This is a genomic window from uncultured Winogradskyella sp. (genome assembly GCF_947495255.1).
In the GTDB taxonomy this organism is placed as follows: Bacteria; Bacteroidota; Bacteroidia; order Flavobacteriales; family Flavobacteriaceae; genus Winogradskyella.
The window spans coordinates 346935-361935 of the sequence record NZ_CANLYI010000001.1; the positions used below are offsets into that span (position 1 = coordinate 346935).

Annotated in this window: 11 protein-coding genes and 1 tRNA gene; 9 read left to right on the top strand and 3 right to left on the bottom strand. The window is 32.3% G+C overall.

Annotated features, from left to right (window positions below):
- Positions 1-49: 49 nt before the first annotated feature.
- The 6 genes from Q0807_RS01470 to Q0807_RS01495 are packed head-to-tail and all read left to right on the top strand — an operon-like array spanning position 50 to position 7596.
- Positions 50-1093: a Gfo/Idh/MocA family oxidoreductase gene (locus Q0807_RS01470; RefSeq protein WP_299105550.1), complete on the top strand. Its 1044-nt coding sequence runs from the start codon at positions 50-52 to the stop codon at positions 1091-1093.
- A complete protein-coding gene (locus Q0807_RS01475; protein ID WP_299105553.1) occupies positions 1090-2700 on the top strand; it encodes a glycoside hydrolase 43 family protein in 1611 nt (536 codons plus the stop codon). Before Q0807_RS01470 ends, Q0807_RS01475 begins: the two co-directional genes overlap by 4 nt.
- Complete coding sequence (locus tag Q0807_RS01480) at positions 2697-3884, top strand: exo-alpha-sialidase (RefSeq protein ID WP_299105556.1); 1188 nt, start codon at positions 2697-2699, stop codon at positions 3882-3884. Before Q0807_RS01475 ends, Q0807_RS01480 begins: the two co-directional genes overlap by 4 nt.
- A gap of 11 nt (positions 3885-3895) precedes the next feature.
- Positions 3896-5908, top strand: a complete 2013-nt coding sequence (gene pelA, locus Q0807_RS01485; RefSeq protein ID WP_299105560.1) for a pectate lyase — start codon at positions 3896-3898, stop codon at positions 5906-5908.
- Positions 5895-6680 carry a rhamnogalacturonan acetylesterase gene (locus Q0807_RS01490; RefSeq protein WP_299105562.1) on the top strand — a complete coding sequence of 262 codons (786 nt, stop codon included), beginning with the start codon at positions 5895-5897 and terminating at the stop codon, positions 6678-6680. Before pelA ends, Q0807_RS01490 begins: the two co-directional genes overlap by 14 nt.
- A 1-nt stretch (position 6681) precedes the next feature.
- A complete protein-coding gene (locus Q0807_RS01495; protein ID WP_299105564.1) occupies positions 6682-7596 on the top strand; it encodes an alpha/beta hydrolase in 915 nt (304 codons plus the stop codon).
- Between the two features lie 16 nt (positions 7597-7612).
- On the opposite strand, the gene uxuA is transcribed toward Q0807_RS01495, so the two are convergent.
- From uxuA to Q0807_RS01510, 3 genes are all read right to left on the bottom strand, one after another.
- Positions 7613-8779 (bottom strand): mannonate dehydratase, encoded by a 1167-nt coding sequence (uxuA, locus tag Q0807_RS01500; protein ID WP_299105566.1) that lies wholly within the window; start codon positions 8777-8779, stop codon positions 7613-7615.
- Positions 8780-8782: 3 nt separating this feature from the next.
- Positions 8783-9589, bottom strand: a complete 807-nt coding sequence (locus Q0807_RS01505) for an SDR family oxidoreductase (protein ID WP_299105569.1) — start codon at positions 9587-9589, stop codon at positions 8783-8785.
- Positions 9590-9780: 191 nt separating this feature from the next.
- Positions 9781-9862, bottom strand: a tRNA-Leu gene (locus Q0807_RS01510).
- Positions 9863-10015: 153 nt separating this feature from the next.
- Here Q0807_RS01510 and Q0807_RS01515 point away from each other — a divergent pair.
- From Q0807_RS01515 to Q0807_RS01525, 3 genes are all read left to right on the top strand, one after another.
- Positions 10016-11404 (top strand): dipeptidase, encoded by a 1389-nt coding sequence (locus Q0807_RS01515; RefSeq protein ID WP_299105572.1) that lies wholly within the window; start codon positions 10016-10018, stop codon positions 11402-11404.
- Between the two features lie 196 nt (positions 11405-11600).
- A complete protein-coding gene (locus Q0807_RS01520) occupies positions 11601-11966 on the top strand; it encodes a BlaI/MecI/CopY family transcriptional regulator (RefSeq protein ID WP_299105574.1) in 366 nt (121 codons plus the stop codon).
- 2 nt (positions 11967-11968) lie between these two features.
- A complete protein-coding gene (locus Q0807_RS01525) occupies positions 11969-14920 on the top strand; it encodes a M56 family metallopeptidase (protein WP_299105576.1) in 2952 nt (983 codons plus the stop codon).
- Positions 14921-15001: the final 81 nt, after the last annotated feature.

Sequence of the window (15001 nt, forward strand, 5' to 3'; positions counted from 1 at the left end):
GTGATTTTGAAGGAGGAAAAAATCGTATAGAGAACTAAATAATATGAATATGGCTTTAATAAATACAGCATTATGCTCTTTCGGAATGAGTGGATGGGTTTTTCATGGTCCATTTATAGATGTACACCCAGATTTTAATTTATATGCTGTTTTTGAACGCACCAAAAATTTAGCCAAAGAAAAATACTCAAATATTAAAACGTTTCGATCTTTGGAAGAATTGCTTAAAGATGACGCCATAGATTTAGTTATCGTTAACACACCAAATATTACGCATTACGAGTATACAAAAAAGTGTCTTGAAGCGGGTAAACATGTCGTAGTTGAAAAACCATTTACAGTAACTTCAACAGAAGCTGAAGAACTAGTTGCATTAGCAGAAAAGCAAAATGTAAAACTTTCAGTATTTCAGAATAGACGATGGGATAGTGATTTTAAAACTGTCAAAAAAGTCATAGAACAAGGCGTTTTAGGAAATATTGTTGAAGCCGAATTTCATTACGATAGATTTGATCCAGAACTAAGCTATAAAATTCATAAAGAAACACCAACCGAAGGTGTTGGTAGTTTGTACGATTTAGGTTCACATATCATAGACCAAGCACTACAATTGTTTGGAATGCCTAACAGTGTTTTTGCTACTCTAGATTCATTCAGAGATAATTCTGAAGTAGGAGATTATTTTGATGTAAAACTGTATTACCATTCACATTACGTATCTCTAAAATCGAGTTATTTTGTTAGAGAACCGCTTCCTGCATATAGCATTCATGGTACAACAGGTTCTTTTGTAAAATCAAAAGCAGACATTCAGGAAACCGAACTTCAAAAAGAGATAAAACCCAACACTGCTAATTGGGGAATGGAACCTGAATCCGAAAGAGGACTACTTCATACCCTTAAAGACGGAAAATCAAAAAAAGAACTTATTGAAACAGAACAAGGAGATTATATGGCTTATTATAATGGTATAAACGAAGCGGTTATAAACAATAAACCATTACCAGTGTCGGCCGAAGAAGCCACAAATGTTATTAAAGTTATAGAAGCAGCCATTCAAAGTAACCAAGAAAAAAAAGTGATTAATTTATGAAGACCAAACTATTTATTATCAGTTTAATTTACGTTTTAAGCAGTTCTGCTCAAGACAAACCAGTTTCAGAAGTTTGGGCTTCCGATAATGGTAATGGAACTTATACAAATCCAATTTTACATTCAGACTTTTCAGATCCAGATGTCGTTAGAGTTGGAGATGATTACTATATGACAGCTTCTTCTTTTAACGCTTCACCAAGCTTACCTATTTTACATTCAAAAGATTTAGTAAACTGGGAATTGGTCAATTATGCACTTCCAAAACAAGTGCCATTAGAGGTTTTTGACAAACCACAACATGGTAAAGGTGTCTGGGCACCATGTATTAGATATCATAATGAAGAATTTTACATCTATTATCCAGACCCAGATTTTGGAATTTATATGATTAAAACCAAAAATCCAAAGAGCGTTTGGTCAGAACCTGTTTTAGTTAAAGGAGGAAAAGGCCTTATAGACCCAACACCACTATGGGACGACGATGGAAAAGTATATTTAGCATATGCTTTTGCTGGTAGTCGTGCAGGAATTAAAAGCTTATTGGTTATTGCAACAATGAACGAAAATGGCACCAAAACCAATGACGATGAGGTATTGATTATTGATGGTCATAAGAACGAATCTACTATTGAAGGACCAAAATTTTACAAACGAAATGGGTATTACTACATTTTTGCACCAGCAGGAGGAGTTTCTACAGGTTGGCAAACTATCTTAAGATCAAAAACTGTTTATGGACCATATGAAAAGAAAAAGGTTTTACATCAAGGAAACACAGCTATAAATGGTCCGCATCAAGGTGCTTGGGTAACGACACAAACTGGTGAAAATTGGTTTTTTCATTTTCAAGATAAAGATGCTTATGGACGTATCGTTCATTTACAACCTATGACATGGGAAAACGACTGGCCATTAATAGGAATTGACCAAAATAATGATAGCATTGGAGAACCTGTTTTAACTTATAAAAAACCAAATATTGGTAAAACATATCCAATTGTTACACCACCAGATTCTGATGAATTTAATGAACCCAAATTAGGTTTGCAATGGCAATGGCAAGCAAATCCAGAAGTCTATTACGGATTTCCAACATCAATGGGACATTTTACCATGTATTGTAGACCAAAACCCGAAGATGCTGTTAATTTACATTCTATTTCAAACTTATTATTACAAAAATTTCCAGCAGAAAAATTTACAGCAACTACAAAAATGAGCTTTAATTCAAGACATGATAATGAAGAAGTAGGTTTCTTAATTATGGGATTAGATTACAGTTATATTCGATTGAAAAAAGAAGAGGGGAATTTATACTTGTCTCAAGTAATATGTGCAGATTCTGATAAAAATAAAGCCGAAACTGAAAGCGATAAAATTAAAATAGATACTTATACGGTTTTTCTTCAAGTTAAAGTTAGTAAAGGTGGAATTTGTGAGTTTTTCTACAGTCTAGATAATAAAAAATTCAAATCCATAGGGAAAACTTTTAAAGCTAGAGAAGGGAGATGGATTGGTTCTAAAATAGGATTTTTGGCACTTCGTGAAGGGATTATAAATGATTCTGGAAGCTTAGATATTGATTGGATAAGATTCAAAAAATGATAAAAAACAAGTCTTTAATAGTGTCTATGATATTAGCAATGTCGTTAGTTGTGTTATTTCTCTCATGCAAAAACGATCAGGTTATAAAAGTTCCTTTTAAAGTAGATATAGTAATTTTTAATCAAGATAAAAACGATGATTTAGGGCTTAAAGCTCCTAAAGGAATAGAAACAGTTACTATTTTTAAACCAAATGATTCTACAGATCATTTCAGTAATGGAGCTGTGATGACGGTATTTAAAAATACCTTTTATTGTCAATGGCAAAGTTCTTCAAAAGATGAAGACTCAATGGACACTTGGCTTGCTTATAGCCAAAGTGATGATGGAAAAAATTGGTCTGAACCCAAAGTTTTATCTGAAACCTTAGCAAATGGTTACTGTACTTCTGGTGGTTGGTGGAAACATGGTGATAGTTTGGTGGCCTATATCAATGAGTGGCCAAATGATATTATACCTGAAGGAGGATTTACATATTACAAAACGAGTGTTGACGGTGTGAATTGGACAGATAAACAACCTGTTTTAATGGCTAATGGCACTCCACTAAATGGTGTTTTTGAACAAGATCCTCATGCCTTGCCAGATGGTCGTATTGTTGGTGCTGCTCATTTTCAACCTGGATTAATTGCATCACCAATTTATACCGATGACCCTTTGGGTATAAGTGGTTGGAAACGACCAAAATTTTCTAATAATTCAGTAAAAAATAATGTTTCGCGAGAAATTGAACCCAGTTGGTTCCTACAAGGAAACAATAATTTAGTAATGGTATTTAGAGATCAAAGTAGCACCTATTATAATTTGGCTTCGGTAAGTAAAGATCGAGGAGAAACATGGACAGTTCCCGTAATTACAAATATGCCAGACTCTCGATCTAAGCAAAGTGCAGGCAATTTTAATAAAGGTATAGCGTATATAATTAACAATCCTGTAAATAACAAAACGAGGATGCCTTTAGCGGTTACTTTAAGCTATGAAGGGAAATTATTTAATACCTCGTATATCATAAGAAGAGGAGGCAAAGATATTCAATCGTTGCGTTACGAAGGAAAATACAAAAGGTTGGGCTATCATTATCCAAAGTCATTTGTTTGGAAGAACAATCTCTACATATCTTATGCAACTAATAAAGAAGATATTGAATACACTAAAGTACCGTTAACTAGTTTAACTTTAAATTAAAAATGATGAGGATGAAAAACGTAAAAAGGATTTTCTTTTTCGCAATCACGTTAGGCGTTTGTTTAAATTTATATGCTCAAGTACATGATAAGTCATGGCGAGATATAATTCATAAAAAAGAAGCCGCTTGGTTTGCTACACCTAAAGCCAAGCAAATTGCGGAAAATGTTCTATTATATCAGCGTGATATTGGTGGATGGCCCAAAAATGTGCAAATGCATCATTCGCTTTCCGAAACTCAAAAACAAGAACTTCTAGTTAAAAAACAGACGAATGAAGGTACTACAACAGATAATGGAGCCACAATTCAAGAAATGTTATTTTTATCAAAAATATATGCTCAAACAAGAGATGAAATTTATAAAACTGCCTTTTTAAAAGCAGTAGATTATATTTTAGAAGCGCAATATGACAATGGAGGTTGGCCACAATTTTATCCTCTAAAAAAAGGCTATAGCACACATATTACTTACAATGATGATTCTATGATTAACATCATGAATCTTTTAAAAAAGTTGAAAGATAATTCTGACTACTACTCTATTCAGCCAACAAAAATACAATTAGAAAAAATAACCATAGCGTTTAATAAGGGTGTTGATTGTATACTCAAAACACAATACAAGCAAAATGGAGTATTAACGGCTTGGTGCGCTCAGCATGATGAAAACACACTGTTGCCTGCAAAAGCAAGAGCCTATGAATTACCGTCTTTAAGTGGATCAGAATCAGCTCATATCGTTTTACTTTTAATGTCTATAGAAAACCCATCAAAAGAAATAATTAATGCTGTAAATAGTGCTGTAACATGGTTCGGAAAAGTAAAAATCACAGGATTAAGAAAAGACCGAATTTATAATGACGTGGGAAAAATTATTGACAAAAGAATGATTCCTGATGAGAATGCATCTGCAATTTGGGCGCGTTTTATGGAATTGGAGGATAATACACCTTTCTTTTGTGACAGAGACGGCATTAAAAAAGCCTCTTTAACCGAAATTGGAGATGAACGCAGAAATGGATATGCTTGGTACAAAAACGATCCGCAACTAGTATTAAATAAATATCCTGAATGGAAATTAAAACACAATTTAAAAACGACTAAAAAGCCAAAAAACGAATTTAATATAGTTGTTGCAAAAGATGGAAGTGGAGACTATGAAACTATTCAAGAGGCTATAAACAATACCAAGTCATTTCCATATAAAAGAGTGACAATCTTCATTAAAAATGGTATATATAAAGAAAAAGTTAAAGTTCACGAATGGAATTCAAACCTATCATTAATAGGTGAAAGCAAAGACAAAACAATTATTACTTATGACGATTATTTTAATAAGGTTGGATTAGGTAGAAATAGCACCTTTTATACTTACACTCTGTTAATAGAAGCCAACAATGTTATTTTAAAAAACCTTACCATTGAAAACTCATCTGGTGAAGTTGGTCAAGCAGTGGCTCTATCCGTATTTTCAGATGAAGTTGCTGTTATAAACTGCAAACTCTTAGGTAATCAAGATACCTTGTATGCATCAGGTAAAGGAAGACAGTATTACAAAGACTGTTATATTGAGGGTACTACAGATTTTATATTCGGCAGTGCAACAGCTTTTTTTGAAAACTGCGAAATACATAGTAAAAAGAATTCGTACATCACAGCAGCTTCAACACCAAAAGATTCATTATTTGGTTACGTATTTAAAGAATGCAAGCTTACAGCAGATAAAGATATTGATGAAGTCTATTTAGGAAGACCTTGGCGAATATATGCTCAAACAGTCTTTATAAATTGCGATTTAGGAAGTCATATTTTATCAGAAGGATGGCACAATTGGTCTAAATCAAAAGCTAAAAAAACAACCTTTTATGGTGAGTATAAAAATCATAATGTAGGATTTCAACCAGAAAAAAGAGTAGTATGGTCACATCAATTAAAAAAGCAAGAAGCCAAAAAATATACCTTAAAGAATATACTCGGTAAGTATAAAAAAGCTTCAAAAAAAGAATGGTATGAAACATTATAAGGTTTTATTCTTTTTGATTTTGATTATCTGTCAATCATGTAAAAAAGATAAAACAGAATCTCAATCAAATCAACGAATACAAAATATTTCTATTTACACAATTGGAGACTCTACTATGGCAGATAAACCAAATCATGAAGAGAATCCAGAACGAGGTTGGTGTCAATTATTGCCTCAGTTCTTAAACAATAATGCCACTGTAAAAAATCATGCAGTAAATGGAAGAAGTACTCGAAGTTTTATAGCTGAAGGACGATGGGATTCTGTTTACAAACAAATGAAAAAAGGCGATTATATATTTATTCAGTTTGGACATAATGATCAAAAAATAAAAGACCCAAAGCGTTACACTAATCCGCATACAGCTTATAGAAGTAACTTAATAAAATTTATTAGAGACTCTAGAGAAAAAAACGCAATTCCTGTGTTGTTTACATCTATAGTAAGGCGAAAATTTAATAAAGAAGGCACTTTATTGGATACTCATGGAGCATATCCGTTAGAAGTTCGTTTAGTAGCCAAAGCCTACAACGTTCCATTAATAGATCTTCAATATTTAACTGAAAGATTGGAAGAGTCTTATGGTGTGGAAGGCTCTAAGAAATTACATTTGCATTATCAGCCAAATGAAATCCCATATTATCCAGAAGGTAAAGAAGATAATACACATTTATCGGTTTTAGGTGCTACAGAAGTAGCTAAATTAGCTTTAAATGCATTAAAAGACAATGTAGAAGGTTTTGATAACTTCAAAATGATAAAAACTAACTAGCATGAAATCTTATAAATACACTCTCTTTTTAAGTTACTTTTTTATACAGAGTTGTTTTGCGCAACTAGACCGTGAAGTGATTCAATTATGGAATGACACAATCCCAAATGCAATAGAAAATCCTGAATTTAAAGAAATACTAATAATCACAGATTCTGTGGTTGCGAGTATTGAACGAGTTAGCCAACCAACACTGACAGTGTTTCAACCAGTAAAGCCTAATGGAATAGCTGTGATTATTTTTCCAGGAGGAGGTTATCATCATTTGGCGATTAACAAAGAAGGTTACAAAGTTGCAGAATGGTTAAATACACTTGGTATTACAGTTTTTGTTTTAAAATATAGATTGCCAAACGATACTATTATGAAAGATAAAAGTATTGGGTCATTGCAAGATGCTCAAGAAGCCATGCGCTATGTAAGACTTAATGTAGAAAAATTTCAATTAAAAAGCGATAAAATAGGTGTTCTGGGGTTTTCTGCTGGCGGACATTTAGCAGCAACATTGTCAACTCAATATGACAAAAAAGTTTATAACGCTGAAGATAATATTAGTGCAAAGCCAGATTTTTCAATATTGATATATCCAGTAATTTCAATGAAAGATTCTTTAACTCATAAAGGTTCAAGAAAAAACTTATTGGGAGAATCACCTTCAGATAAAGACATCGAAAATTATTCTAACGAAACTCAAATCGATGCTAACACACCTAAAACTTTTTTAGTGCATGCAACGGATGACAAATCTGTTTCTGTAGAAAATAGTATTCAATATTATTTAGCGTTAAAAGATTATAATGTTTCTGCTGAAATGCATATTTACGAAAAAGGAGGTCATGGTTTTGGATTAGGTAGAGAGCAAAGAAATCACGCTTGGACTGAAGCGTGTGAGCAATGGTTAAAAGCGAATAATTAGACGTATCAGTTTTTGTTTATATAACACCACTTTTTTGAATACCCATACTTAAACCCCTTAATTCAGCTAAGCCTTTTAACCTTCCAATTGCAGAGTAACCTGCATAAGTTGTTTTATTTTTTAAATCCCCTAACATTTGATGTCCGTGATCTGGTCGCATAGGCAACGAAATGTTACGTTCTTTTTCAATCTTTAAAACGGCTTTAACAATCTCATACATATCGGAAGAACCTTCTAAATGATGATCTTCATAAAAACTACCATTGGGTTCACGCCTTACATTTCTTAAATGAAGAAAATGAATTCGGTCTTTAAATTTTTCAATCATTCTAGGTAAATCATTTTTAGGATTTGCACCTAAAGAACCTGTACAAAATGTTATTCCGTTAGAAGGACTGTCTATAAAATCAACCAAATCATCTAAATCGCTTTCAGAAGTTATAATGCGTGGTAATCCCATAATGTCAAAAGGAGGGTCGTCTGGATGAATTGCCATTTTAATTCCTAATTCTTCTGCAAGCGGAATAATTGTATTTAAAAAATAAGACAGATTTGACTTTAAATCCAAATGAGATATGTTATCATACTGCGCAATCATCTCTTTAAATTTTGGAATAGTGAGATCGTCAACAGTTCCTGGTAGTCCTTTTAAAATACTATCCTCTAAACCTTGTTTTTCTTCAGAAGACATATTCAAAAAGCGTTTTTCTGCAGTATCTAAAATAGTATTACTATAGCTTTTTTCTATATCCTTTCGCTTTATTATAAAAGCTTCAAACGCTGCCATTTCAACTTTATCAAACCGTAATGCTGTACTTCCATCTTCTAATTCCCAGAATAGTTGTGTGCGTGTCCAATCTAACACTGGCATGAAATTATAGCATACATTTTTAATTCCGCATTGGGCTATATTTTTTAAACTCTGCTTATAGTTTTCAATACGTTTCAAGTAATCCCCTTGTCTTAGCTTTATATTTTCATGAATTGGAATACTTTCAATAAATACCCACTCTAAACCGGCTTTTTCAATCTGATTTTTTACCGTTAGGATGTCCTTAATTGACCAAATTGCTCCATTTGGCACATGGTGCAATGCAGTTACAATACCTGTTGCGCCAGACTGTTTTATATCAGATAAACTTACGGTATCTGAAGGGCCAAACCATCTAAATGTTTCTCTCATTTTTTAAACTCCGCTAAAAGAACCAAAACCTCCATCAACATGGATTACAGTTCCTGTCATAAATTTAGAAGCGTTACTTGCTAAAAGATGTACTGCTCCATTTAATTCCTCAGATTTACCAAAACGTTTCATGGGTGTACTTTTAATAATGGTTTCTCCACGTTGAGTTAAAGAACCATCATCATTAGTTAATAATTTTCTGTTTTGATCTGCAAGAAAAAATCCGGGTGCGATTGCATTTACTCTTATTTTATCTCCAAATTTTAAAGCCATATCAACAGCCATCCAACGTGTAAAGTTTTCCATGGCTGCTTTTGATGCAGAATAGCCAACTACTCTAGTTAGAGCTTGTGCAACAGCTACGGAAGATATATTAATTATAGAACCGTTTTCTTGCGTTGACATATATTCACCAAATACTAAAGATGGTATAACGGTGCCCATTAAATTTAAATCAGTTACTTTTTGAAAATCTTCTATAGAGATATCAAATAATGAATCCTCTGGTGCAAGTGTTGCTCCTGGCATATTACCACCTGCGGCATTGATAAGTATATCTATTTTCTGCCATAAATTAAGAACTTGAGATTTAACAGAAAGCAAATTTTCCCTATCAAGAACATCTGCCTTTAACCCTATTGCATTAGTAACAGAAAGTTTTTTAGCAAATGCTTTTGCTTTAAATTCATCTCTACCCAAAATTACAACTTTAGCACCAGACTCAACAAGATGTTTTGCTATACTAGAGCCTAAAACACCATAGCCGCCAGTTATAATTATAACTTTACCTTTTATATTAAAAATATTCATGTTGTAATTTATAAGAAAATTCACAAAACAACAACTTTCTTAAAACGTTATTATTTTATTTAGAATATTCATCAATAATATAATTAATTAAAGATTAAAACTAATAAGGCTTCGAATGTAAAAACATCCAAATATTGTTTCAATGTATTAAACAAAAAAGCTAACTCGTTAAAGTTAGCTTTCTTATTTTGTACAGGCGGAGAGACTCGAACTCTCACACCTCGCGGCACTAGATCCTAAGTCTAGCGTGTCTACCAATTCCACCACGCCTGCAACTTTCCAATAATTATTGGGATGCAAATATAAACAATAGTTTGAATATACAAATAAGATTTTTTTAAGAATTACTAATCATTTCTTAAAGTTAGCTTCAGACTGATTTATTCCTCTATAAATTCATATTTTTGATTAAAATCAAACATAATTATGCAATCCATAAAATCTTATATCCAAGACAACAAAGATCGCTTTCTAAACGAGCTTATCGATCTTTTAAAAATTCCTTCTATTAGTGCAGATTCTGCCTATAAAGGCGATGTTTTAAAAACTGCCGATGCCGTTAAAATTAGTCTAGAAAAAGCCGGATGTGACCATGTAGAAATTTGCGAAACCGAAGGTTATCCTATTGTATATGGCGAAAAAATAATAGATAAAAATTTACCAACCATTTTAGTTTATGGTCATTACGACGTGCAACCACCAGACCCATTAGATTTATGGAATTCGCCTCCTTTTGAACCTGTTATTAAAAAAACAGACTTACATCCTGAAGGTGCTATTTTTGCTAGAGGTGCCTGTGATGACAAAGGCCAAATGTACATGCATGTAAAAGCCATGGAATACATGACAACCAATAACGAATTGCCTTGTAATGTAAAATTTATGATTGAAGGTGAAGAGGAAGTTGGTAGTGTTAATTTAGCAAAATTTGTGGCAGCTAACAGAGAGAAGTTAACGAATGACGTTATCCTTATTTCAGACACTGGAATGATTGCACAAGATGTGCCATCCATAACAACAGGCTTAAGAGGTTTAAGTTATGTTGAAGTTGAAGTCACTGGACCAAACAGAGATTTACATTCAGGTTTATATGGAGGTGCTGTGGCAAATCCAATAAACGTGTTAACAAAGATGATTGCGTCACTTCACGATGAGAACAATCATATTACTATTCCTGGTTTTTATGATAAGGTTGAAAATCTTTCGAGTGAAGAACGTGCCGAAATGGCTAAAGCTCCATTTTCATTAGAAGCTTATAAAAAATCTTTGGATATTGATGCCGTTTATGGAGAAGCTGGTTATTCTACGAACGAACGTAACTCTATACGACCAACACTAGATGTTAACGGTATTTGGGGAGGTTATACAGGCGAAGGCGCAAAAACAGTAATTGCAAGTCAAGCATTTGCAAAAATATCAATGCGTTTAGTGCCTAACCAAGAATGGGAAGAGATTACAGAATTGTTTAAAACACATTTCGAAAATATTGCACCAAAAGGAGTTACCGTAAAAGTGACACCTCATCATGGTGGCCAAGGTTATGTAACACCTATTGATAGTTTAGGCTATAAAGCAGCTTCTAAAGCTTACGAACAAACTTTTGGTAAAACACCAATTCCGCAACGTAGTGGAGGAAGTATTCCTATTGTCTCTCTTTTTGAAAAAGAACTAAATAGTAAAACAATCTTGATGGGATTTGGTTTAGATAGTGATGCTATTCATTCACCAAATGAACATTTTGGAGTATGGAATTACCTAAAAGGCATTGAAACAATTCCTTATTTCTATAAATACTTTACCGAATTATCAAAATAAATAAGCGACTTAAAAACAGCTTAGTAAAATAACCGAAAGCCTTATGATTAATGATAATCATAAGGCTTTTTGTGGTTTCTAAAATGTACACTTAATTATTCTTTTTATAATTTGAATGGCAGTAATCTTTACTCTACATTTGTAGAATTAAAATATATACTCTACATTTGTAGAGTTAATTCTAAAGACGTAGAGCATGCAACTATCAAAAACCGAAGAACAACTAATGCAACATCTCTGGAAGCTCGATAAAGCTTTTATGAAAGATTTATTAGAGGTCTATCCAGAACCAAAACCAGCAACCACAACTATCGCAACACTTCTTAAGCGCATGATTGGCAAAGGCTTTGTAGATTATAAAACCTTTGGAAAATCTAGAGAGTATTTTCCTTTAGTAAAAAAAGAAGACTATTTCTCTAAGCATGTTAACGGCCTTATTAAAACATTCTTTAATGATAGCGCTTCTCAGTTTGCTTCCTTTTTTACACGTAAAACAGACTTAACTAAAGAAGAGTTAGAGGCTTTAAAGAAAATTATTGATACAGAAATTCAAAACAAATAATTATGGAAACGTATCTATTAAAATTTTCGGCATGCTTAGCCGTATTTTGGTTAGTATATGTTCTGTTTTTAGAACGCCAAACCATGCATCAATTTAAGCGTTTTTATTTGTTAGCAGCATTAATTCTGTCATTAGCCATTCCTAACTTCACCATAACAGAATATGTAGAACCTGTAATTACAAATAATGACATCGCTCCTGCTTTTTTACCTACAGCGTTCCCAGAAATTATTCCTATTGAAGAACCTTCTTTCTTTACTCTAAAAAACACATTATGGTTTATTTATGGATTTGTGGCTTTGCTACTTGCAATGCGTTTTGTCATAAACCTTATAAAAATGCAACAACGAATTTCTAAAAATGAAAACATACATCAACGCTCTTTTATCTATGTTTTGTTGCATGAAAATATAATTCCACATTCCTATTTCAAATACATCTTTTTTAATAAAACAAGATACGAATCTAATAACATTCCAAAAGAAGTAATGCTTCACGAAGAAACACACGCGAAGCAATTACATAGTTTAGACATTATTATTCTAGAGTTACTTCAAATTATATTTTGGTTTCATCCTTTAATCTACATTCTAAAACATCATGTAAAACTTAATCACGAATTTTTAGCAGACCAAGCCGTTTTACAACAAGGTTCAGATGCTAAAGTTTATCAAAATATTTTATTACAATTTTCATCAAACACTCAAAATCAGCAATTATCGAGTGCCATCAATTATTCATCAATCAAAAAACGATTTACAGTTATGAAAACACAAACATCAAAAACCAGAATTTGGCTAAGTACTTTAATTCTATTGCCTATTATGGCATTGTTATTTTATAGTTTTGCAGAAAGAGAATATGTTGGGAAATCAGCAAATGAAAAAAGTTCCTTTTTAGTAACCGTAGAAAAAAAAGGAAATTTATTAGAACTTAGATGCAAAAACGGGTGTAAATGGAGTCATTTAATACTTCAACCAAATTCAGAACCTTATATCATTAATGATTACGGCTTTTCTAATGTTAAAACTCTAGAAACAGACAAGTTTACATTCTCAATTAAACCAAGTGAATCTGGTGTAGACCTTAATGGGATTAAAGGCACAACATGGATTGATTTAAGTTTTTCTTTACCAGAAAACCAAAAACAAGCCGTCAATCAATTGGGTATGACAAGTACAATACCTAACCATGAAGAAGGTGAAACTGAAAAAATAATAACCATGAAGGCTATTAATAATACACTCTTCATTGGCGAAAAAAAATCTAGTATTAATACTTACGTAAAAGACTTGAATGAAATTACTAAAAACTGGTCACAAGAGGATTTTGAACGAATTATATTTGACTTAAATACGGAAAATTGCTCAAAACCTTTTTTAGATAATTTAAACGAACTACATAAAAAAACAGACTATTTTTTAATTACTGTACTAGGAATATCACCAAATGATGAAATAACTAGTAACAAAACTATTTTAGAACAAGACGAACCAATCATGGTAATCCTCATCAATAGAAATGGTGAACTATTAGTAGATGATGAAGCAGGTACTCTTAAAACCCTTGAAACAAAACTAAAAGTACTAGCAAAATCTTATGACAGTTCTAATGGCGTATTGCTAAGATACGACCCAACTCATGCTTCTGAGAAAGCCTTAAAAGAAGTAAAAAGCTTAATTAGAAAGTATGACTTTAATGTAACACAAGAAGATGCATCTCCTCAATTACCTATTATGACAGTTCTAATAAATAGAAAAGGACAACTTTTAGTAGATGACAAATTAGGCTCTTTAAAAAGTATAGAAACAAAACTAAAAACCTTAGCGAAATCATTTGACAATTCTAAAGCCGTTTTTGTAAAATATGACCCAACTGATGCTTCGGAGAAAGCATTAAAAGAAGTAAGAACTTTAATTAGAGCGTATAATTTTAAAGTGATACAAGTAGACGCTTCATATGATTCAATTATTCCACCTGCTCCTCCTGCTCCACCAAAACCAATTAAATCCTCTGATAAAGGTGGACCAAATTTAGGGAATTCTGATTATCAAAAATCAGGTCCAATCAAAATTAATGGTGTTACTTATTATTACATTCAAAATAATGGAAAAACCACCTACTATGATAATTATGGAAGCGTTGCAGATATTAATAAAATTCCACCACCACCACCTGTACCCATAAACGCTACTGCAAAGCAAAAGGCAGAAATGCAAAAAGCACAAGACGCATACAACAAAGCACAAAACGCAAATGGAGCAACAAACAAAGACCAAGTAACAGGTTTTACCGAGATAAATGGAGAAAAATTATATTATGTTTCAAAAGATAGAGAAACTACATATTTTAACCGTTATGGTAAAGTTGTAAAAATGGATAATTTGCCACCTCCTCCTCCTACACTTCCATCATCTCCAAAAAACCCATCATTCTTAGAATATATGGAAGACATGGAAAAACAAGGTGCAACCTTTTATTTAGATAATAAAAAAATCTCAGCAAAAAAAGCCAAGTCTATTGCTAAAAGCAATAAAGGGAAAAGTACTGAGATGATGACTAAATTAGATGACAACGGTAAGTATATCGTAAAATTATCTAGTCCTAAAGAAAATACTCAACCAATTATTAATGGTAAAGTAGGTAAAGATATAGCTACTAAAAAAGAAAGCATTTTCCCGATTGTTAACAGTAAAACAATCAAATCAGGAAAGACATCTATGACAAGGGATGAATTTAAAAATATAAAACTAGAGACAAAAAACGGAAAGGTTACTGAGTTTAAATTAAAAATCCCGTTTAAACCTACTCAACTTATTAAAAGTAATAACATAGATGCTTTAGCTATATCAAACTTAAAGAATACAAAAGCAGATTCTGAACTTGTGATTTTTGCTATTAAAGATGGTTCGGATATTAAAATTGAACCTTTGGTTATTACTATCACTGATTAAATATTAATATCAAATTACAATTATTTAAGACCTCAAATTTTTTAAAAAGCTTTGAGGTCTTTCATTTTTTATACAAAAGTG

Bases quoted from the DNA above. Each gene is read 5' to 3' on its own strand.
- Q0807_RS01480 (WP_299105556.1), top strand. From the start codon at position 2,697: ATGATAAAAAACAAGTCTTTAATAGTGTCTATGATATTAGCAATGTCG.
- Q0807_RS01495 (WP_299105564.1), top strand. From the start codon at position 6,682: ATGAAATCTTATAAATACACTCTCTTTTTAAGTTACTTTTTTATACAG.
- pelA (WP_299105560.1), top strand. From the start codon at position 3,896: ATGAAAAACGTAAAAAGGATTTTCTTTTTCGCAATCACGTTAGGCGTT.
- Q0807_RS01505 (WP_299105569.1), bottom strand. From the start codon at position 9,589: ATGAATATTTTTAATATAAAAGGTAAAGTTATAATTATAACTGGCGGC.
- uxuA (WP_299105566.1), bottom strand. From the start codon at position 8,779: ATGAGAGAAACATTTAGATGGTTTGGCCCTTCAGATACCGTAAGTTTA.
- Q0807_RS01525 (WP_299105576.1), top strand. From the start codon at position 11,969: ATGGAAACGTATCTATTAAAATTTTCGGCATGCTTAGCCGTATTTTGG.
- Q0807_RS01475 (WP_299105553.1), top strand. From the start codon at position 1,090: ATGAAGACCAAACTATTTATTATCAGTTTAATTTACGTTTTAAGCAGT.
- Q0807_RS01515 (WP_299105572.1), top strand. From the start codon at position 10,016: ATGCAATCCATAAAATCTTATATCCAAGACAACAAAGATCGCTTTCTA.
- Q0807_RS01490 (WP_299105562.1), top strand. From the start codon at position 5,895: ATGAAACATTATAAGGTTTTATTCTTTTTGATTTTGATTATCTGTCAA.
- Q0807_RS01520 (WP_299105574.1), top strand. From the start codon at position 11,601: ATGCAACTATCAAAAACCGAAGAACAACTAATGCAACATCTCTGGAAG.
- Q0807_RS01470 (WP_299105550.1), top strand. From the start codon at position 50: ATGGCTTTAATAAATACAGCATTATGCTCTTTCGGAATGAGTGGATGG.